Source organism: Streptomyces sp. NPDC107521 (assembly GCF_055598485.1).
The window spans coordinates 161,676-182,066 of the sequence record NZ_JBVKAT010000004.1 but is presented as its reverse complement, the minus strand read 5'-3'; the positions used below and the strand labels follow the sequence as shown (position 1 = coordinate 182,066).

The following is a 20,391-nucleotide window of genomic DNA, read 5'->3' as shown; positions in this document are numbered from 1 at the left end:
GCCCGGCGGACCGGGTGGACCGGACGCCTCCGGACCCACCGCGCGGGCCCGGCAACGGGACCGGGCCGGGCCGTGCGGTCGGCGCGACGGCGCGGAACCAGACGCCGGGCGCCGGGCGCCGGACGCCGGGGTCGGCCGAGGCCGGAGGGAGCCGAGCGGGCCGGGTGGCCGACGGCCGGTCAGTCGCGGAGCCCGGCGGACCGGGTGGACCGGACGCCTCCGGACCCACCGCGCGGGCCCGGCAACGGGACCGGGCCGGGCCGTGCGGTCGGCGCGACGGCGCGGAAGCGGCAGGCCGGTGCACCCCGGGCACCACGGCGCCGGGGCACCACGGGCCACGACGCCCGCGCACCGGCCCAAGTGCGTTCTGTCCGCCGGGCCGTGGCGAGGCCGGGGCCGATGGCAGGTCAGATGCCGGTGGCCGAGCGGCCCGGGAGGACCGGGCACATCGAGCGGGGGGACGGACCAGACGGGCGGTCGCACCGGGCGGACGGACGGTCCGTCCGGGCAGCCAGTCCTGACGGGCGGGCGGGCCGGCCGGGCCGTCTCCGCGCACCGGGGGTCACGGGGCCGGGCGGACCACGGGCCACGGAGCCCGGCGGACCGGGGGCACGGGGTCACGGGGTCACGGGGCCGGACGGACCCGGGGCAACGGGGCCCGGCGGACCGGGGAGCGTCCCCGCTGCCCCTCCCCCGCAGCCACGCCGTGCTCACGCCCCGCCGTCATCACCCCGTGCCCGGCGCCCGGCCGTCACCGCCCGATCCTCATGTCCCGTCTCCCCGCCCCCGCCCCCGTCCCGCGTCCCGTCGGTCCGTCCAGGGCAGGTGCGCCGCGACCTCGAAGCCGCCGTCGGGGGTGGGGCCGTGGCGGAGGGTGCCGCCGGCCAGGGTGGCGCGTTCGGTCAGGCCGATGAGGCCCTGGCCGGAACCGGGGACGGCGGGGACCGCGCCCGTCGGCGGCGTGTTGCGCACCGTCACGTCCAGCCCCTCGCCCGGCGCTCCGGTGACCGTCACGGTGACCTCGGTGCCGGGGGCGTGCTTGCGGGCGTTGGTCAGCGCCTCCTGGGCGATGCGGTAGGCGGTGCGGCCCACCGAGGCGGGGAGGGCGCCGGGCTCGGTGACCCGCCCGGCGCGGGCGACCCGCATGCCCGCCTCCCGGCACTCGTCGACCAGCGTGCCGAGGGCGTCCAGGGTCGGCTGGGGGCGCCCGGCGTCGTCGGGGTCGCCGGCCCGCAGGACGCCGATGATCTCGCGCAGGTCCTGGAGGGCCTCGTGCGCGCTCTCCCGGATGACGCCCGCCGCCCGCGCCACCTCCTCCCGGGAGGCGTCGGGCCGGAACTCCAGGGCGCCCGCGTGCACGCTGAGCAGGGTCAGCCGGTGGGCGAGCACGTCGTGCATCTCCCGGGCGATGGCCTCCCGGGCGAGCCGCTGGGCCTGTTCGGCCCGCAGCCGGGCCTCGGTCTCGGCCCGCCGGGCCCGGTCGCGCAGGCTGAGCAGCAGTTGCCGCTTGGAGCGGGCCAGCATGCCCCAGCCCGCGACGGCGGTGATCAGCAGCGCGCTGAAGACGACCGAGCCGAGGTAGGGCAGGTCGGGGTCGGGGCGCCACAGGTAGAAGAGGGGCTGCAGGGCGATGATGGTGCCCGCGATCCAGGCCACGTGGCGGAAGGGCCGGTGCACGGCCACGGTGAAGACGGCGACGAGGGTGGTCCCGGCGGCGGTGACGGAGACGAGGCCGACCGGCACCATCGCCACCGCGAGCCCGACCGGCCAGCGGCGCCGCAGCCAGACGGCGGCGCAGGCGAGGGCGCCGATCATCTGGTCGGCGGCGCTCAGGCCCTGACTCAGGCCGGGTTCCTGGTGCAACGTCTCCTGGTTCAGCACGCCGAGCAGCACGGCGAGCAGAAAGCAGCTGAGGTCGACGAGCCAGTCACGGGCGGTGCGGCGCGGGCGCCGTCCGGACGGCTCCGGGTCGAGTTGCTCGACCACCGCCGACGGCAGCAGCCAGCGGCGCCCTGGGAACGCCGGGATGGTCCGCGCCGGCCTGTCTTCGCTCACGTTTCGCCAATCTACGCAGGCCGGGGGCGCCGCCGGCGCCGTGGCGGGGAGATCGCGACCGAAGTCGGGGGTCCGGATACTTTCGGCGCTGAGGACGGCGGCCCATCGGCTGCTTCGGTCGGCCGGGACCGGCCCCGCGGCCGATGCGCGGGCGGGGACCGGGGGGCGAGGGTCGGGGCATGAAGAGACTGCTGGAGATCGTCGGATGCCTCGCCCTGGTGCAGGGAGCGGCGGGCCTGGTGAGCCGGTTCACCGACTGGAACTGGGGGTTCGTGCACCGCCTGGGCTTCCTGGAGGGCTACGAGATCCACGCGAGCGCGGCCCTGATCGTGCTGGCCATCGCGCTGTTCGTGGCCGCCGAGAGCCGTCCGCCGGGGTGACCGCGGGCTCCTCGTCGACCCCCGCCCCGGGCGCGGTTCCCCCCACGGACGCGGCCCCCGCCCCGGGCACGGCGCCCGGCACACGCCGGGCACGGCCTCAGCAGTTCCGGTCGACGCGGGCGAACGAGCTGTAGTGGTCGGCGGTGTAGTACTCCTCCCGGTGCCCGTCGCCGGTGACGACGCGGCGCGCTCCCCGGGTGCGCGAGCCGGGGGTGCGCACCGTGTACTCGTGGTAGTAGCCCACGGCGTGGCCGGGCAGGACGCCCTCCCGGTTCCGGAAGACGGTCCCGTCCTGGGAGTACGGGTAGGGGCCGCCCCGCTCGATCAGGCGCAGGGTGTCGTGCGCCTGGGCGGGCAGGTCGCCGTAGCAGACACGGCCCACGGCGCCGGTCTCCGCGGGGCGCGCGGCGGTCCCGTCGGGGGCCGGGGAGGCGGAGCAGCCGCCCACGAGCAGGACGGGGACGAGCGCCGCCAGGACGCCGGACCGCGCGGCCCGTGAGGGGAGTCGGAATCGCATGCGCACATCATGACGTGCGCCGAACGGCCCGCCGACACGCCCCCGGCCGATGGCGGCGGCAACGGGGCCCGGGGCGCCGGCGGCGTCCGGGAGCCGCGCCGGGCCGGGATCGTCCGTCCCGGGAAACTGCCCTCCCGGTGGCCGGCGTCGACGGACAGGAACCCGCTGCCGAGGCCGGGGAGGAACGGGTCGCCGTCCTCCCGCCCCCGGCCGGCGAACCGGCAGGGGAACAGCCGCTCGCCGTCCTCCGGTCCCCGGGCGCTGTCGTGGGGCAGGCCGGGGTGCCGCCCGGGAAGTCCGGGGCGGCGCCGGGACGGGCCGGCGGTCTCCCGTTCCTCCCCGCGCGGCGACCGCCCCGGGCGCCTCCCCCGCCCCGGGCGGCACGGGTCCGGGGCGGACCGGTCGCCCGGCGAGGGCCTCCGTGCCGCCGGGGCGCCGGCGGCAGAGGGTCCGCCCCCGGGCGCAGGGCGGGCCGGGGCCGCGAACGGATGGGGACGGCGGGTCAGTACGAGCCGTACTCCGGACGTCCGGCCACCTCGTACGTCCGGATGGAGACCCCCGCGCCCGTGACGCCGCCACCGGTGTGCCGGAAGGCGGTCGGCGCGGTGCCCCCGGGGAACAGCCGCCGCCCGGCGCCGAGCACGACCGGGAAGGTCAGCAGGTGGACGGTGCCGACGAGGCCGAGGTCCAGCAGGGACCGGGCGAGGGCGCCGCTGCCGTGCACCTGGACCTCGCCGTCGGTACGGTCCGTCAGGGCGGTGACCTCCCCGGCGAGGTCGCCGCCGAGCACGGTGGTGCCCGTCCACCGCGGGTCGGTGAGGGTGCTGGAGACCACGTACTTGGGCAGCCCGTTCAGCCGGGCGGCGATCGGGTCGGCGGGGTCGGTCACGTGCGGCCAGTACCCGGCGAAGATCTCGTAGGTGCGGCGGCCGAGGAGGAAGGCGCCCGCCCGGCCGAAGACGTCGGCGACGAACCGTCCGAAGTCCTCGTCCCCGTACGGGACGCTCCAGCCGCCCTGGGTGAAGCCGTCGCGGGGGTCCTCCTCGGGGCCGCCGGGCCCCTGGTAGACGCCGTCGAGGGTGAGGAAGGTGGTCACGACGAGCTTGCCCATGGCGGTGCGCCTTTCGTGCGGTGGCGTGCGGAGGGGTCCGCGCTCACCGGTACCGGCCCCGCCGCCGCGCGAAACCCGGCGGGGGCGGCCGACCCCGCCCGCCCGGCGCCGCCCCGCCCGCCCGGGAACGGTCCCGGTGTCGCCGTCAGCCGTCCGGCCGCTGGTGGCGGGCCCGGAGGCGGGCGGCGCCGTCATCGGTCAGGGCGCCGAAGAGGCGGAGCCGGGAGATTCCGCCGTCGGGGTAGACGTCCAGCCGGGCGTGGGTGCCGACGACGGCCTCCGGGAGCACGAAGCGGTGGTTGGTGTCGGGCTGGAGGCGGGTGCGGGGCAGGATCTCCCGCCACGCGCCACCGCTCCTCGTCCCCGCCTCGTCCGCCGCCCCCTCGCCGTCGTACCCGCCGCCGTCTCCCGCGTGCCCGCCGTCCTCCCCCCGGTGCCCGCCGCCCTTCCCCGGGTCGCCGCCGTCCCTGACCGACACCGACGCCCAGCCCGCCGCGTTGCCCTTCAGACAGGCGGTGTCGATCTCCAGGGCGGTGAGGCGGGCGCGCTCGGCCAGCCGGTAGGTGATCCAGTCGTGGCCCCGGTCGCGGCGGCGCCGGGTCTCCCAGCCGTCGTCCATCCGCCGGGAGCGGCCCGGCAGGATGGTGTTCCCGGGCGGGGAGTAGAAGTGGTCCGAGGCGTCCTCGACCCGGCCGCCGTGCTCCAGGGCGACCACGTCGAAGCCGCCGAGCGCGGCCAGCCACGCGGGGTCCGGGACGACCTCGCCGTGCACGCGCAGGCGGGCGATCCCCCCGTCGGGGTACTGCCGCAGCCTCAGATGGGTGAAGCGCCGCCCGTCGGCGACCGCGAAGCCGTTGGCGGCGTGCCCGCCGACCTCGGTGCGCGGGACCAGCGCCGTCCACCGCACGCCGTCGGCGAGCAGTTCGCGGGGCGAGGGCGCGCCGGGCAGGGCGGTGGCCTCGACGGAGACGGCCCGCGGATGGTTGCCGCGGAAGTGCGCGGTGTCGACGACCACGCCGTGGATCACCCCGGGCGCGCCCAGCCGGACCAGCGCCCAGTCGTACTCGTCCTCCTCCGGTCCGGGCCGCCCGGCCGAGGCGCCCCGGCGGCGGCGGGTCTCCCAGCCGTCCATGACCTTGCCCTTGTGACCGAACCGCCCGGGGTGGAACTCGGCGGGCCCGGGGACCAGCAGGTTCTCGCGCGGGGCGAAGAACTCGTCGTTGGCGGCGACGACCCCGGCGCCGAGCCGCCGGTCGGCGAGGTCGGTGTAGCGGGTGAAGGGGAGGCCGGCGGTGCGGTGGTCGGCGTACGGGTCGCCGCCCGTGTAGGGGGCCGCGGCTCCGGTGAAGCGGGCTGCGGCCGTCGCGGCTCCGGTGGAGGGGGACGACGGGGGGTCCTGCTGGGCCGTCACGGTGATCACGGGCTCCTCTCGGAAGGGTGGTCCGCGCCGCGCGCAAGGTCCCGGCGGTCGGCCGGACCGCGCCGGGGCCGAGTCAGGAGCCGTCCCCGGGGCGCGCCGGGGACGCCGTCCGCCATGACCCGCCGGCCGCGCAGCCAGGTGGACCGGACCACGCCGGAGAGGGTGCGGCCCGCGTAGGCGGTGACCGGGTTGCGGTGGTGGAGGCGGGCCGGGTCGACGGTGAACGTGCCGTCGGGGTCGAGGACGGCGAAGTCGGCGTCGTGGCCGGGGGCGACGGCGCCCTTGCGGGCGTCGAGCCCGGCCAGCCGGGCGGTGTGCGCCGACATCCAGCGCACGACGTCGTCCAGGGTGTGTCCGCGCCGCCGGGCCTCGGTCCAGACGGCGGAGAGGCTGAGCTGGAGTCCGGAGACGCCGCCCCAGGCGGTGGCGAAGTCGCCGGTCTTCAGGTCGGCGGTGGACGGTGAGTGGTCGGTGACCACGCAGTCGATGGTGCCGTCCGCCAGGGCCCGCCAGAGCGGTTCGCGGTTGGCGGCCTCGCGGATGGGCGGGCAGCACTTGAACTCGGCCGCTCCGTCGGGGACTTCCTCGGCGGTGAGGGTGAGGTAGTGCGGGCAGGTCTCCACGGTGAGGCGGACGCCCTCCGCCCGGGCCCGCGCGATCGGCGGCAGGGCGTCGCCGGAGGAGAGGTGGAGGAGGTGGACGCGGGTGCCGTGCCGCCGGGCCGCGTCGATCAGGGCCGCGACGGCGGCGCCCTCGGCGTCCCGGGGGCGGCTGGCCAGGAAGCGCGCGTAGGAGGGGCCGTCCGGCCGGGGCGCCGCGGCGAGGCGGCCGGGGTCCTCGGCGTGCACGATCAGCAGGCCGTCGAAGGCGGCGATCCGGGCCATCGTCCGGTCGAGCCCGGCCCGGTCGAGGTGGGGGAACTCGTCGACGCCGGACGGCGACAGGAAGGACTTGAAGCCGAACACCCCGGCCTCGTGGAGCGGACGCAGGTCCGCGGCGTTGTCCGGGAGGGCGCCGCCCCAGAAGCCGACGTCGACGTGGACGGCGCCCGCGGCGGCGGTCCGCTTGGTCCGCAGGTGCGGGACGGTCGTGGTGGGCGGGAGGGAGTTCAGGGGCATGTCGACGAGCGTGGTGATGCCGCCGGCCGCCGCCGCGCGGGTGGCGGTCCGGAAGCCCTCCCACTCGGTGCGGCCCGGTTCGTTCACATGGACGTGGGTGTCGACCAGTCCGGGCAGCACGGCGAGGTCGCCGACGTCCTCCAGCCGGGCGCCCGGCGGTACGGGGGCGTCGTGGGGCAGGACCGCCGTGATGGTCCCGCCGGTCACGACGACGGACGCGGCGCGCGTGCCGTCGGGGGTGACGACCCGGGTCGAGCGCAGCACCAGGTCGGCTCCGGCCACCCGGTCCCCCCTCCTCGTCGGCGGTCCGCCCCCCGCCGCCGACCACCGGTCGGCCGGCCCGCTGGTCGGCGGCGGCGGCGGGAGAACAGGGGTGCCGTCGTGCCGGTAACTCCCTGCCGCACCACGGGTTTCAACGTTCCGTTGAAGAAGTCTTCACGCCCCTCCGTCGCACCGTCAAGGGGCGCGCTCCGGCCGGGGAGCCGACGCCGCCTCGGTAGTCATTTCCTCAGAGCGGAATTATGCTTTCGGGAAGCAGAAGCGCCCCTGCGTGAGCGGGGGGTCGACCGGCCGCGGGTAGGCTCAGCCTTCCCGCCAGCCTCGAAAGGAACGCGCCGTGCCGACGTCCAGGGCCAGCAGCACCGACTCCGCCAGGTCCGCCACAGGCGGCGTCCAGTCCCTGGAGCGCGCCTTCGACCTGCTCGAACGGATGGCGGACGCGGGCGGCGAGGTCGGCCTCAGTGAGCTGTCCGCCAGCAGCGGCCTGCCGCTGCCCACGATCCACCGGCTGATGCGCACCCTGGTGGCCTGCGGATACGTGCGCCAGCAGCCGAACCGGCGGTACGCGCTCGGTCCGCGCCTGATCCGGCTCGGGGAGTCCGCCTCCCGGCTGCTCGGCACCTGGGCGCGCCCCCATCTGGCACGGCTGGTGGAGGAGACGGGCGAGACGGCGAACATGGCCCTGCTCGACGGCGACGAGATCGTCTATGTGGCCCAGGTGCCGTCCAAGCACTCGATGCGGATGTTCACCGAGGTCGGGCGGCGCGTCCTGCCGCACTCCACCGGCGTCGGCAAGGCCCTGCTCGCGGACTTCCCGGCGGACGAGGTGCGCGCCCTGCTGCACCGCACCGGCATGCCGGCCGCGACCGAGAAGACGATCACCACTCCGGACGGCTTCCTCGCGGCCCTGGAGGACGTGCGCCGCCAGGGGTACGCCATCGACGACAACGAGCAGGAGATCGGGGTGCGCTGCCTGGCCGTCCCCGTGCCCAACTCCCCCACCGCCGCCGCCATCTCGATCTCCGGTCCGGCGGGACGGGTCACCGAGACCGCGACCGACCGGATCGTGCCGCTGCTCCAGCAGGTGGCGGAGGAACTGTCGGAGTCCCTGCTGAACTCCCAGGGGAACCCGGCGCTCTGAGGCCGCGCCACCGGAAGCCGCCGGGACCGGGACCCGCCGGGACCGGAAGGCGTCGGGGCGGGGGCGCCCGCCGCGCGGACCCGCACCCGCCCGGGACGGCGCGCGCCCCACACGACGGTGCGCGCCCCCTGCGGGGACGCGCACCCGTTTCCACCGTCTCCCGGGCCGCCCGGGGCGCCCCGCGCACACGGCGCACACCACCGCCCGGACGCGCGCCGCCCCCCGCGGCACCGCGTCGGCCGGGGCGCGCCGCGCCCGCGGCTCACCGCCCCGGCGGCCCCTCGAACAGCTCCACCGCGAGACGCACCTCCGTCAGCTCCGACGACAGCGCGCTGACGGAGCCGATCGCCCCGGCCACCAGCAGCAACGAGCGGTGCAGCAGCCGTACGTCCGGTACTCCGCGCGCCGTCAGCGCGGCCAGGTCCGCCAGTTCCTCCTCGGCGATGGCCCGGTCCGAGAACTCGGCCGGATGCACCGCGAGCCGTCTGCGCAACCGCGCCACGGCACCGCGCAGCGCGGCCACCCTCACGTCCTCGTCACCGAGCGCCACATGTCTCTGCCCCAAGCTCCGCAACACAGCCCTCCCCATCGCACTCCGTCGTGCGCCCCTAAGTGGTGAACGTGCTGAGCACCTTCGGTAGCTGGTCGGGCACCCGGAGGTGCGGGCAAGTAAACGCCACTCAGTGCCAGGGGCGCCACCATGGGGACCGAAATTCAGTCCCTCGTGTCCCGGCGTACGCCGGGCGCTTGACGGGCGCTCAGGTATGCAGGAGCCATGAACGAGACCACTGGCCGGGTGGCCGGACTGCTCCTCGCCGCCGGGGGCGGGCGCCGGCTCGGCGGACGATCGAAGGCCCTGCTCCGGCACCACGGGCGCCCCCTCGTCGAGCACGCCGCCGACGCGCTGCGCGGGGCGGGATGCGCCCGCGTGCACATCGTCCTGGGGGCGCACGCCGAGGAGGTGAGGGCGCGGGCGGCGCTCGACGGACACGTCCTCGTGGACAACCCCGGCTGGGAGCGGGGCATGGGCTCCTCGCTGCGCGCCGGGCTCGCCTCGCTGGCCGGAACGGGGGCGGAGGGGGCGCTGGTCGCCCTGGTGGACCAGCCGGGCATCGGCGCGGAGGCGATGGCCCGGGTGCTCGCCGCCCACCGGGACCGGACGACGCTCGCCGCGGCGGCGTACGCCGGGCGGCGCGGGCATCCCGTCCTGCTGGGCGCGGACCACTGGGCGGGGGTGGCGGCGACCGCCACCGGGGACCGGGGGGCGCGCGCCTATCTGCGGGCGCGCGGGGCGGGGGTCGCCCTCGTGGAGTGCGGGGACGTGGCCCGGCCGTTCGACATCGACACGGAGGCCGATCTGGAGCGCCTGGACTGAGGAAGGACGCGGCGGGAACCGGCGGGCGGGCGGTAGCCGTCCGGGCGGGCGCGTCCGCCACCGGAAGAGGAGACCACCGCCGGGCGGGGACGGGCGCCGCCGGGCGGGAGGGGGCGCCGCCGGGCGGGGATGTCGTCGCACCCGGGGGCGCCACCGTCCGGCGGGAGGCATGCCGCACGGCGGAACGCGGGGCACCGCCCGCGTTCCGTCGCGCTCCGCCGTGCGCCGACGCGGGCAATCCCGGCACCGCCCCGACATTGAAGTTCCACGATGAGGAAACTATTATCCATTAACCAGAAGCGCCCGGCCGTCCGCCGGGCACCTTCCACCGATATGTCCCGTCGGCACCCGGTGCCACCGCTGAAGGAAGTGACCGCTCATGTCCGCACCAGCGCCCTCCCCGCTGGCCATCGTCGACGCCGAGCCCCTGCCCGGGCAGGACGAGGTCCTGACCGACGCCGCGCTCGCCTTCGTGGCCGAACTGCACCGGCGGTTCACGCCCCGCCGCGACGAACTGCTGGCCCGCCGCGTGGAGCGCCGCGCCGAGATCGCCCGCGCCGGAACGCTCGACTTCCTCCCGGAGACCGCCGCGATCCGCGCCGACGACTCCTGGCGGGTGGCTCCCGCCCCGCCCGCGCTGGAGGACCGCCGGGTCGAGATCACCGGCCCCACCGACCGCAAGATGACCGTCAACGCGCTGAACTCGGGCGCCCGGATCTGGCTCGCCGACTTCGAGGACGCCTCGGCCCCGACCTGGGAGAACGTCGTCCTCGGCCAGCTCAACATGACGGCCGCCTTCAACCGGACCATCGACTTCACCGACGGGCGCACCGGCAAGTCGTACGCCCTGCGGCCCGACGACGAGCTGGCCACCGCCGTGATGCGCCCGCGCGGCTGGCACCTGGACGAGCGGCACCTGACGGCCGACGGACGCCCCGTCCCCGGCGCCCTGGTCGACTTCGGCCTGTACTTCTTCCACAACGCCAAGCGCCTGCTGGAGCTGGGCAAGGGCCCGTACTTCTACCTCCCGAAGACGGAGTCCCACCTGGAGGCCCGTCTCTGGAACGACGTGTTCGTCTTCGCGCAGGACCACCTGGGCATCCCGCAGGGCACCGTCCGCGCGACCGTCCTGATCGAGACGATCACGGCCGCGTACGAGATGGACGAGATCCTCTACGAACTGCGCGACCACGCCTCGGGGCTGAACGCGGGCCGCTGGGACTACCTGTTCTCCATCATCAAGAACTTCCGTGACGGCGGCGCCAAGTTCGTCCTGCCGGACCGCAACGCGGTCACCATGACGGCCCCGTTCATGCGGGCGTACACCGAACTCCTCGTCCGCACCTGCCACAAGCGCGGCGCCCACGCGATCGGCGGCATGGCGGCGTTCATCCCGTCCCGCCGGGACCCCGAGGTCAACAAGGTGGCCTTCGAGAAGGTCCGGGCCGACAAGGACCGCGAGGCCGGGGACGGCTTCGACGGCTCCTGGGTCGCGCACCCCGACCTCGTCCCGATCGCCATGGAGTCCTTCGACAAGGTCCTCGGCGACCGGCCCCACCAGAAGGACCGGCTCCGCGAGGACGTCGACGTGAAGGCCGCCGACCTGCTCGCCGTCGACTCCCTGGACGCCGTCCCGACGTACCCGGGGCTGGTCAACGCCGTGCAGGTCGGCATCCGTTACATCGAGGCGTGGCTGCGCGGCATGGGCGCGGTGGCCATCTTCAACCTGATGGAGGACGCGGCCACGGCCGAGATCTCCCGCTCCCAGATCTGGCAGTGGGTCAACGCGGGTGTCGTCCTCGACACCGGTGAGCCCGCCACGGCCGGGATGGTCCGCGAGATCGCCGCCCGGGAGCTGGCCGCCATCCGCGCGGAGACCGGGGACGAGGCGTTCACCGCCGGGGACTGGCAGCGGGCCCACGACCTGCTGCTGACGGTCGCCCTCGACGAGGACTACGCCGACTTCCTGACCCTGCCGGCGTACGAGCGGCTCAGGGGCTGAGCGGCGCGGGGCCCCGGCAACCGCCGGGGCCCCTCCGCCCGTCCTCGCCCCGCCGGGCCGCCCTTCCGGGCTCCCTCCCGGCCGTCCGGCGGGCGCCGTCAGCCCAGGTGGGCCGACCAGTCCTGCTCGGCGGCCGGTTTGCCGTGCAGGTCGGGGACCTGCTTGAGCCAGTCGGGACGGCCCCGCCGGGTGCGGGCCGCGCGGGCGGCGTTCTCGGCGGCGACCTGTTCGCGGCTCGGGAAGTCGGTGGGCAGCCAGGCCCCGGAGGCCCGCACCCGCGCGTGCAGATAGCGGACGTAGGCGTCGCGGACCCGGCCGGGGGTGTCGAAGCCCGCCTCCAGGGTGAACCAGCCGTCGGGCACCCGTCCGGCCACGTCCCGCAGCAGTTCCTCGGTCACCTTCGGCGCCAGTTCCGCGTCGGCGGCCCGCACGTCGGGGGCGAAGTGGCCGAGGGCGTGGTGCCGGAAGTCGTACGCCTTCTCCGGGGCCGAGGTGTCCCAGCGGTGGTGGAAGACGAGGGCCGCGCCGTGGTCGATGAGCCACAGCAGCGGGGCGACGGTGCCCCGGGTGGGCCAGACCATCAGGTTCGAGCTGTGCACGGTGCGGTCGACGTTGGCCGTGAGGGCGTCCAGCCAGACGATCCGGCCCGCCTCGGCGGGGTCCACGGGAAAGGTCCCGGCGACCTCGGGGGTGAAGTCGGCGGCGCCCGAGAGGTAGTCCATGCCGAGGTTGAGCCCCGCGCTCGCGTCGAGCAGCTCCCGCACCTCCTGGTGCGGCTCGTGCGCGCCGAGCGCAGGATCGAAGTGCGCCAGCACCAGCCGGGGCACCCGCAGCCCGAGCGCCCGCGCCAGCTCCCCGACGATCACCTCCGCCACCAGCGCCTTGCGGCCCTGGGCGGAGCCGGTGAACTTGACGACGTACATCCCGAGGTCGTCCGCCTCGACGACCGCGGGGACCGAACCGCCCGACCGCAGGGGCGTGACGTAACGGGTCGCTACGACCTCTTCCAGCACTTCCCAGGCCACCCATCTCTTCAGCCCGGCGGGCCACTGCCGCGGGCGGCGGCCCGTCGCCGGTGCCGCGCCCCTCGCCGCCCGCCTCCCGCACGGAGTGGTCCATGGTAACCGGGGGTGATCGCCCGGGCGGGGAGGGAGGCCCGAGGAGCGGAGGGGCGAGGGGCCGGTCCTCGTCCGCCGGACCGTCCTCGTCCGCCGGACGGGCGCGGGAACCCGGCGGCGGTGCCGAGCGCGGTGGCCGGCAGGGACTTCGGCGGCCGTGGGCGGGCCCGCACCGGTCCGCCGTCATCCACCCGGGGAAACGGCGTCTTCCAGGGTCCGGGGCAGCGGGTAGGCGCGCTCCGGAGGAAACAGCCGCTGGGCCTTGGTGGCGTGCCCGGCCTGTATCAGGGTCGCGGCCTTGCGGATCCGGGGGGTGAGGTCGGTGAGGCCGACGATCCAGTCGTCGGTGAACGTGCGGATCAGGTGGCGGCCGATGCCGACCTGGATGCTGTAGTGGTTCAGTGCCGCTCCTCGCGGCGAGCGCTCCGGGTCCCACTGGACGTGCACGGCCGCCCGGGCCACCGCCGCCGGGTCGGCGGTCGTCAGCACGGCCCGGGACAGGGCCTCCTCCCAGCCCTCCCGGGTGATCCGCACCGCGAGAACACGTTCCTGGCCGGGCTTGCGCGCCCAGTTGCTGCGGTGCATCAGCCACATGAACGACGGCTTGATCCACGTCATCCGGTGGAACGAGAACGGCGCGACGAAGCGGCCCGCCCGCAGTGCCGCGTCGGCGATGGCAGGCGAGTACGCCTGGTAGACCACGATCGTGCGAGCGTCGTGGTCGGCGCGAATCCGGTGCTGGGGCGTCATGTGCCGCACCCTGCCATCCGGTCCGCCGGCGCGGCGAGCCGATTTCGCCCCGTCGCCCCGGGGCCCGTGCGCACGCGCTGCCCGGCGGCCGCTTCTGCGGCTCCCCCCTTCTTCCTCAGCCCGGCGGTGTGCCGGCGGGCCCGGCCCACCGCGGAGTCGGCGCCGGGATCCCGGGCGATCAGCTCCCCCGTGTCGGGCCGGGCCCGGAGCGCGGTGGCGATCCGAGGCCGGGTGCCGTCCCGCTGCCCACCGCGGGGACAGGTCGTGCACCCGGCCCGCGGCACGTACCCGGCGGGGAGATCGCAGCACGGGACGCCGGTGCGGACGCGGAACCGGACCCGCGGCCGGAACCGGAACCGTAGGCAGTCCACCGATCGCCGCCCGGCCCGCGTCGGGGACCGCCCGCCCGGGCCTCCTGCCCTTCGGCGACAGCGGTTCCGGCACCGCCCGTCGTGCCTCTGCCGGATCTCCCCGTGTCCTGATCGAGCCCGACCGGCGCCGGCGGGGCTCGTGATCAGTACACCCGGCCTCCCGTGGGCGCGGGGGGCGTGGCCGGGGCGGCCCCGGGGCCGGGTTCCCCGGCGGCCGTGCGGGACCAGCGGCCCGCGAGTGCCGCGCAGACCATGAGCTGCATCTGGTGGTAGAGCATCAGGGGGAGTACGGCCAGCGCGGCCCGCCCGCCGAACAGGACCGCTGCCATGGGGAGTCCGTTCGCCAGGCTCTTCTGCGATCCGCAGAACACCGCGGCGGTCCGTGCCGGGCCGTCCAGCCGGGCGAGCCGGGCGGCGGCGTGCGTCCCGGCCAGCGCCACCGCGAGCAGCACGGCGAGGACGGCGAGCAGCCCGAGCAGCCGGCCGGGGGTGACCCGGCTCCAGATGCCCTGCTCCATGCCCGCGCTGAACGCGGCGTAGACGACCAGGAGGATGGAGCCGCGGTCCAGGAACCCCAGCGCGCGCCTGTTGCGGGCGGCGAACGCTCCCAGCCGGGGGCGCAGCAACTGGCCGAGGACGAACGGGGCGAGGAGCTGTCCGGCGATGCGGAGGACCCCGTCGGCGGAGAGGCCGGTCCCCTGGCCGATCAGCCAGGCGGCGAGCAGCGGGGTGGCGGCGAGTCCGACGAGGCTGGAGTAGGTGCCGGCGCAGATGGCGGCCGCGATGTCGCCCCCGGCGGCGGCGGTCAGTGCCACGGACGACTGGACCGTGGAGGGGACGACGCACAGGAACAGGAGTCCGGCGGCGAGTTGGGGGCTCAGCAGCCCGGGTGCCAGGCGGAGGGCCGCCAGGCCGAGCAGGGGGAAGAGGACGAAGGTGGAGAGCAGGATCAGGGCGTGGAGCCGGACGCGGCGCAGGCCCGCCAGGGTCTCCCGGGTGGAGAGCCGCACGCCGTAGAGGAGGAAGAGGAGGGCGATGGCGGCCTCGGAGGCGGTCCGCGTGGCAGCCTGCGCCGCGCCGGTGGCGGGGAGCAGGGCCGCCAGGGCGACGGTGGCGACGAGGGCCGCCACATAGGGGTCGACGAAGGCCGGGAGTCCCGGGCGGCGCCGGGGCTTCGCCGGTGGCGGGGCCGCCGGTCCCGGTCCGGGGGGAGCGGGCCGGTGAGGGGGGTCGCCGGTGTGCGGCGGGCGGGGGCCGGTCACCCGCCGTCCTCGGAGTCGTCGTCCGTGCGGTCGGGGTTGATCAGGGTGTCCATGAGGTCCACCGCGCTGCCGTCGTGGTCGCTCCCCGAGGTCCCGCTGCCGAGGTTGAGGTTCGCCGTCCGGTCGATCTCCAGCCAGGAGTCGGCCTCGGAGTTGTCGATCAGTGTCAGGTCCCCGGCCGCGGCGGGCGGCGCGGCGGCCAGGACCGCCGCGGCCAGCACCAGTGCGGCGGCGACGGACCTGCGGCGGGCCCCGGGCCCGGCGGGGTGGGGTCCGCGGAGGGCGCGGGCCGGGGGCGTCCCGGCCGGGGACGTGTGCCGCGTCATGCGGTGGCGGCCTCTCGCGCCTCGTGGTGGCGGCCGATGTTCAGGGCGAGCAGGTCGGTCGACTCGCGGACGCCGATGCCGCCGGTGCCCGCGGTTTCCGGCAGCCGCCCGTCGGCGAACCGCAGATCGGCCAGGGCCGTGTCCATCGCCCGGTGCGCGGCGAACAGGCAGGGCGTGCTGTAGATCGCCACGTCCACGCCGAGGTCCGCCAGTTCCGTGAGGGACAGGCGGGGGGATTTGCCCCCGGCGATCTGGTTGAACAGCAGCGGCTTGTCACCGACGACCCCGCGGATCCGTTCGATCCACTCCACGCTGCGCACCCCGTCGACCAGGACCACGTCCGCGTCGGTCTCGGCCAGGGCCCTCGCGCGCCGGAGGATGTCCTCCTCCTGCGTCGCGTCCGTGCGGGCCACCACGACCAGGTCGGTCCGGCTGGCCAGGACGCGTTCCAGTTTCGTCAGGTACTCGTCGAGCGGGAGGACCTGCTTGCCGTCCTCGTGGCCGCACCTGCGGGGCCGCTTCTGGTCCTCCAGGATCACTCCGGAGGCGCCGATCCGCTCCAGGCGCTGCACCACGTGGCAGGCGACCTCGTGGTCGACGTATCCGTCGTCGATGTCCACCAGCAGGTGGTGGCGGGGAAAGGCGCCGCGCAGCCGCTCCACGAAGGCCACCATGTCGGGCCACGCGATGAACCCGATGTCGGGGAGTCCGTAGTAGGACGCGGCGAACCCGAACCCGGAGACGAAGAAGCCGTCGTAGTGCCGGGCCGCGACGGACGCGGAGTACATGTCGTAGATGCCGATGAGCGGTGTCGTCCCGGGTGCGCCGATCGTCCGGCGCAGCGCGTTTCCATGGGTCATGGCGGATTCTCCGTGGGTGGTGTCGGGTGCCTCGTGCGCGAGGGGGAAGTCGCGCGGGCGGGGGAACGGATTCCCCCTGCGGAGCACGCGGGGGAATCATCGGAGAAACGATCACCATTCTTGGTGACTTCTCCGAAAAGAGGAGGGAAGGACCCCTCGGGGCCTCCCGTTCTTCGACATGAACGATATCTTTCCCCGTCGCTTACCCACAAGAAGAACTCTCTTGACTCCGGCGAGGAATTCGCTTCGAATTCCGGGTTCACCCATGTCCCCCTGTCGGCCCATAATCCTTAATTCAACCGCTGCGGTACTCTTTTCGCTTGTCCGGTGATCCGATGACGGGCCGGTCGTCTTTCAGGACCGGAATTCGGCGCCCTTCCGGTCCCGGGAGGTGTCGCTCTCCCGGACCCGGGGCGGGGGCCGCCCCCGCCTCTCCGAAACGGGCCGCCCCGTCCCACCCGGCCCTTGCCCACCGGGTCGCCCCCGGCAGCCGCGACCTCGCGGGCCCTCCGGCCGCGCTCCCCGCGCGGTTTGCCGCCGGAGCCATCGGGCGTAGCTTGGAAACCGAGGCGAAAGCGACCGCCCGTGAGGGACGCGCCGACATCGCCGTGAGTCGTGGAGCGCGGGCGGCATCCCCGTACGCGAGGTCTCCAAACGGCGCGGCGGTCCCGGCCCAAGGACCCCCTGTGGCCCGGTGGGGCGGAGGTCCCGCCCCGGGGCGGGGAGCCCGCACGGGACGGAGAGCCCGGAGACGGGGCGCGCTCCCGAGGCAGGCACGGAGGGATCATGACGGAGTTCCGTGGGGTGAAGGGCGTCGCGCCGAGCCCTGCCACGGTGCTGCACGGTCCCTCACGGCTGGCCGCGGTGGAAGCCGTCCGCGCGATCGACGACCGGACCGGCACCGCCTTCACCCGCTCCGCGGAACTGGCCGCCCGGCTGCTGGGCACCGGCATGGCGCTGATCAGCCTGGCCGGGGTCGACCGGCAGTTCGTCCGGGGCGGGACCGGCGCGGCCGTACCGCGGAGCGGCGAGCAGCGCGGGCTCGACTGGGCCTTCTGCTCCGAGGTGGTGGCGTCGGGCGGGCCGCTGGTCATCGACGACCTCCGGGACGACCCCGGGCGCGGGTCCGACGGCGCGGTCGCCGACACCGGCATGCGCGCCTACCTGGGGGTGCCCCTGCTCCTCGGCGGCCTGCCCGTGGGCGCGCTGTGCGTCCTCGACACCGGGCCGCGGCCCTGGGACCCGGGGCAGCGGCACGCGCTGGAGCAGTTGGGCGAGTCGGTCATGAGCGAGATCGGACTGCGCCTGGACGCGGCCGAGAGCGACCGGCTGCACGCGCGGACCGCGGCCACCGCGGCCGTCGAGCGCCAGCGGTCCCAGCAGTTGCGGGACCTGGCCCGGGCCAGTCTGCGGATCAACGCCACGCCCTCGCTGGAGCACGCCCTCCAGACGGTCACCGAGGAGGCCAGGAGGCTGGTGGGCACCCACCAGTCGATCACCAGCATGACCACGGACCTCCGCTGGGGCCAGGCGATCAACGCGGTCTCCCTGTCGGACAAGTACGCCGCGTACCGCTCGTTCGACGCGCCCCCGGTCGGCGAGGGGATCTACGTCCTGGTGTGCCGGGAGAACCGGCCGATGCGGATGACCCAGGACGAGCTGGAGGCCCACCCGGCCTGGCGCGGCTTCGGGGAGTACGCCAGCCGCCACCCCCCGATGCGCGGCTGGCTGGCCGTGCCGCTGATCACCTCCGACGGGCGCAACCTGGGGCTGATCCAGCTCTCCGACAAGGAGGACGGCGGCGAGTTCACGGCCGACGACGAGGCGATCCTCGTCCAGCTCGCCCAACTGGCCTCCGCGAGCGTCGAGAAGGCCGCCGCGCTGGAGAGCCAGTACGAGATCGCCCGCACCCTGCAGAGCAGTCTGCTGCCGCAGCGGCTGCCCGAGCAGTCGGCGGTGTCGGCCGCCTCCCGGTACCTCCCCGCGACGCCGCGCGCCGGCGTGGGCGGCGACTGGTTCGACGTGATCGCGCTCTCCGGCGCCCGGGTCGCGCTGGTGGTCGGGGACGTGGTCGGACACGGCATCCACGCCGCCGCCACGATGGGCAGGCTGCGTACGGCGGTGCGCACCCTGGCCGACGTCGACCCGACCCCCGAGGAGTTGCTCACCCGGCTGGACGACCTGGTCAGCCGCCCGCCGTCGGAGTCGGACACGGACGCCGACGACCGCCTGGGGCTGGAGGGCGAGGCCGCCCTCGGGGCCACCTGCCTGTACGCGGTGTACGACCCGGTGGCGGGGCGGTGCGCCCTGGCCTGCGCCGGGCATCCGGCGCCCGTCCTCGTCTCCCCGGACGGCCACACCGGTCTCCTCGACGTGCCCGTCGGGCCGCCGCTCGGCGTCGGGGGCGTGCCGTTCGAGACGGCGGAGGTGGACGTGCCGGAGGGCGGTCTGCTCGCCTTCTACACCGACGGCCTGGTGGAGTCCCGCAGCCGGGACCTGGACGCGGGGACGGAGGAGCTGCGCCGGACCCTGGCCGAGCAGCCCCGCGAGTCGCTGGAGACCCTGTGCGACGACGTGGTCGGGACGCTGCTGCCGGAGCCCCCGGCCGACGACGCCGCGCTGCTGCTGGTGCGTCCGCACAGCCTGGACCGGGCGCGGGTCGCCACCTGGGACATCGGCGCCGACCCGGCCGAGGTGGCCCGGGTGCGGGCCCGCATCGCCCGCAGGCTGGCCGCGTGGGGCCTGGACGAGATCGGCTTCGTGACCGAGCTGGTGGTGAGCGAGCTGATCACCAACGCCATCCGGTACGGGCTGCCTCCCCTCCAACTGCGGCTCATCTACGACCGGACGGTCATCTGCGAGGTCTCCGACACCAGCGGCACCGCCCCGCACCTGCGCCGGGCCGCCGCCCTCGACGAGGGCGGGCGCGGACTGATGCTGGTCGCGCGGCTCACCCAGCGCTGGGGCACCCGCCAGGCCCGGGAGGGCAAGACCATCTGGTGCGAGCAGGCCCTGCCCGCGACGGACCCGCCGCCCGAGCCCCGGTAGCCCCCGGCGCCGGTCCCGATGGTTCCGGCGGGCCGGCTCCCGGGCATCCCGGCTGTCGCGCGCCCGCCGCCCCGGAGACCGCCCTCCCGCTGTGGGGCCGGGTGCCGCCCTTCGGGGCCGGACGAAGCCCACGGACCGAACCGCCGGGGCCCCACGGCTCCCCCCCCCGGCTCGGGAGGGACCGGCCGAGGCCGGCCCGCCGCTCCCCGGGTCCCCGCCGACCTCCACCAAGTTCATGGCCTCGACCAAGAGGAGCGGGGCATGGCATCGCGCAGGACCGCGGTTCCCTCTCGTCGAGGTGTTCGGGCCCGACGGGAGGAGAGCGACGCGCCGCGCGGACTCCGCACGGGCGCTGCCGTACCGGGCTGCTGGACAGCGGCTCTGATGAACCTGCTCGACCGGGACGCGCCCCTGGGGCGATGATGGCCGTGTGACGTCGACCGAAGCGGCAGCAATCGCTCTGCAGGACCACGCCGCCTTATGGAGTGTGGGCGAAATCAGTGCGAGCGATGTCGTCGATGCCGCCTGTGACGCACTCGTGGCCGGACTCGACACCCCCGGCCTCCGGATCCTCGCCGCCCGCACGCGCTCCGAGGCGGACTACGACGTCCACGACCTGCTTCCCCCGGCACTCGACGAACTCGGCCTCACCTTCCATCCGGCCGGCGGCGGGACCGGCCGGGAAGCCGCCGCGCCAGCCCTGGCACGACGCATGCTCGCCGGTGAGCTGACACCTTCGGAGCTCACGTTCCGGATCCATCGGCGCTACGGACATGAGCTGCCCCTGACGAAACGGCTTGCCGAACTCGACGACGAGTACTCCGTCCTCGAATACGGCGGCAGAACCGTGGACCAGGTCGATGCCGAGGTCACGGCCGAAGCCCGCCGCCTGGCAGTCCACCCGAACGAGCCTCGTCCTCCCCGATCCGACGGGGCGGTGCGCGACATCCCGTGAGTTCCCCCCGAGCCCGACCGAGTCCGCCCCCCTGGCCGGGGAGGTGCCTTCTCCTTCTGCCCTGCGGGCTCGTGGCAGGACCTCGCGATCCTTGAGACGAAATCGCCCCGTCCTACCGATCCTCCGTCCAACTGGAGGCGAGGAGGCTCGGGTCGGCGGGGCCGGCGGCCGTACGGGACCTGCGTGAGCCACGGGCGCCCGTGCCGGCGGAAGATCCGGAGCGGTTCGAGATCGACGTGCCGTCCGGGTTCGTTCTCGCCCGGGCCTTGGCGGGACCCTCGGCCGGCTCCGCGGGGACGTCGG

At 75.6% G+C, this 20,391-nt stretch carries 17 protein-coding genes; 6 read left to right on the top strand and 11 right to left on the bottom strand.

Going from position 1 to position 20,391, the window contains the following annotated elements; all coding sequences use genetic code 11:
- Positions 1 to 765: 765 nt before the first annotated feature.
- Positions 766 to 2,055 (bottom strand): sensor histidine kinase, encoded by a 1,290-nt coding sequence (locus ACZ7LB_RS08710; protein ID WP_471466365.1) that lies wholly within the window; start codon positions 2,053 to 2,055, stop codon positions 766 to 768.
- Positions 2,056 to 2,234: 179 nt separating this feature from the next.
- Between ACZ7LB_RS08710 and ACZ7LB_RS08705 the strand changes: the two genes are divergently transcribed.
- Positions 2,235 to 2,435, top strand: a complete 201-nt coding sequence (locus ACZ7LB_RS08705) for a hypothetical protein (RefSeq protein WP_471466363.1) — start codon at positions 2,235 to 2,237, stop codon at positions 2,433 to 2,435.
- A gap of 97 nt (positions 2,436 to 2,532) precedes the next feature.
- On the opposite strand, the gene ACZ7LB_RS08700 is transcribed toward ACZ7LB_RS08705, so the two are convergent.
- The 4 genes from ACZ7LB_RS08700 to allB form a co-directional block, all read right to left on the bottom strand.
- Complete coding sequence (locus ACZ7LB_RS08700; RefSeq protein WP_471466361.1) at positions 2,533 to 2,952, bottom strand: guanyl-specific ribonuclease; 420 nt, start codon at positions 2,950 to 2,952, stop codon at positions 2,533 to 2,535.
- Between the two features lie 502 nt (positions 2,953 to 3,454).
- Positions 3,455 to 4,063 (bottom strand): dihydrofolate reductase family protein, encoded by a 609-nt coding sequence (locus tag ACZ7LB_RS08695; protein ID WP_471466359.1) that lies wholly within the window; start codon positions 4,061 to 4,063, stop codon positions 3,455 to 3,457.
- 145 nt (positions 4,064 to 4,208) lie between these two features.
- Positions 4,209 to 5,474: an allantoicase gene (gene alc / locus ACZ7LB_RS08690; RefSeq protein ID WP_471466623.1), complete on the bottom strand. Its 1,266-nt coding sequence runs from the start codon at positions 5,472 to 5,474 to the stop codon at positions 4,209 to 4,211.
- A 5-nt stretch (positions 5,475 to 5,479) separates the two neighbouring features.
- The gene (gene allB / locus ACZ7LB_RS08685; protein ID WP_471466357.1) at positions 5,480 to 6,883 is read right to left on the bottom strand and encodes an allantoinase AllB; all 1,404 of its coding nucleotides are present in this window, start codon (positions 6,881 to 6,883) and stop codon (positions 5,480 to 5,482) included.
- A 334-nt stretch (positions 6,884 to 7,217) separates the two neighbouring features.
- Here allB and allR point away from each other — a divergent pair, with 334 nt between their 5' ends.
- Positions 7,218 to 8,021, top strand: a complete 804-nt coding sequence (gene allR, locus ACZ7LB_RS08680; RefSeq protein ID WP_471466356.1) for an allantoin degradation transcriptional regulator AllR — start codon at positions 7,218 to 7,220, stop codon at positions 8,019 to 8,021.
- Between the two features lie 262 nt (positions 8,022 to 8,283).
- Here allR and ACZ7LB_RS08675 read toward each other — a convergent pair whose 3' ends face one another.
- Positions 8,284 to 8,598: a DUF5955 family protein gene (locus ACZ7LB_RS08675; RefSeq protein WP_471466354.1), complete on the bottom strand. Its 315-nt coding sequence runs from the start codon at positions 8,596 to 8,598 to the stop codon at positions 8,284 to 8,286.
- A 198-nt stretch (positions 8,599 to 8,796) separates the two neighbouring features.
- Between ACZ7LB_RS08675 and ACZ7LB_RS08670 the strand changes: the two genes are divergently transcribed.
- Positions 8,797 to 9,396, top strand: a complete 600-nt coding sequence (locus ACZ7LB_RS08670; protein WP_471466353.1) for a nucleotidyltransferase family protein — start codon at positions 8,797 to 8,799, stop codon at positions 9,394 to 9,396.
- Positions 9,397 to 9,775: 379 nt separating this feature from the next.
- A complete protein-coding gene (aceB, locus tag ACZ7LB_RS08665) occupies positions 9,776 to 11,398 on the top strand; it encodes a malate synthase A (protein ID WP_471466351.1) in 1,623 nt (540 codons plus the stop codon).
- A gap of 98 nt (positions 11,399 to 11,496) precedes the next feature.
- Here aceB and ACZ7LB_RS08660 read toward each other — a convergent pair whose 3' ends face one another.
- The 5 genes from ACZ7LB_RS08660 to ACZ7LB_RS08640 all read right to left on the bottom strand — a co-directional run bounded on the left by ACZ7LB_RS08660 (position 11,497) and on the right by ACZ7LB_RS08640 (position 16,085).
- Positions 11,497 to 12,411 carry a HipA family kinase gene (locus ACZ7LB_RS08660; protein ID WP_471466622.1) on the bottom strand — a complete coding sequence of 305 codons (915 nt, stop codon included), beginning with the start codon at positions 12,409 to 12,411 and terminating at the stop codon, positions 11,497 to 11,499.
- 288 nt (positions 12,412 to 12,699) lie between these two features.
- Entirely contained in the window at positions 12,700 to 13,266 is a 567-nt protein-coding gene (locus ACZ7LB_RS08655; protein WP_471466349.1) for a DUF4291 domain-containing protein, read from the bottom strand.
- Between the two features lie 514 nt (positions 13,267 to 13,780).
- Complete coding sequence (locus tag ACZ7LB_RS08650; RefSeq protein ID WP_471466347.1) at positions 13,781 to 14,899, bottom strand: bile acid:sodium symporter family protein; 1,119 nt, start codon at positions 14,897 to 14,899, stop codon at positions 13,781 to 13,783.
- Positions 14,896 to 15,225, bottom strand: a complete 330-nt coding sequence (locus tag ACZ7LB_RS08645; RefSeq protein WP_471466345.1) for a hypothetical protein — start codon at positions 15,223 to 15,225, stop codon at positions 14,896 to 14,898. Before ACZ7LB_RS08645 ends, ACZ7LB_RS08650 begins: the two co-directional genes overlap by 4 nt.
- A complete protein-coding gene (locus tag ACZ7LB_RS08640) occupies positions 15,222 to 16,085 on the bottom strand; it encodes an isocitrate lyase/PEP mutase family protein (protein ID WP_471466344.1) in 864 nt (287 codons plus the stop codon). Before ACZ7LB_RS08640 ends, ACZ7LB_RS08645 begins: the two co-directional genes overlap by 4 nt.
- Positions 16,086 to 16,871: 786 nt before the next feature.
- On the opposite strand from ACZ7LB_RS08640, the gene ACZ7LB_RS08635 reads away from it, so the two are divergent.
- Both ACZ7LB_RS08635 and ACZ7LB_RS08630 read left to right on the top strand, forming a co-directional pair.
- Positions 16,872 to 19,133: a SpoIIE family protein phosphatase gene (locus tag ACZ7LB_RS08635; RefSeq protein WP_471466342.1), complete on the top strand. Its 2,262-nt coding sequence runs from the start codon at positions 16,872 to 16,874 to the stop codon at positions 19,131 to 19,133.
- A 430-nt stretch (positions 19,134 to 19,563) separates the two neighbouring features.
- The gene (locus tag ACZ7LB_RS08630; RefSeq protein ID WP_471466341.1) at positions 19,564 to 20,088 is read left to right on the top strand and encodes a hypothetical protein; all 525 of its coding nucleotides are present in this window, start codon (positions 19,564 to 19,566) and stop codon (positions 20,086 to 20,088) included.
- Positions 20,089 to 20,391 lie beyond the last annotated feature (303 nt).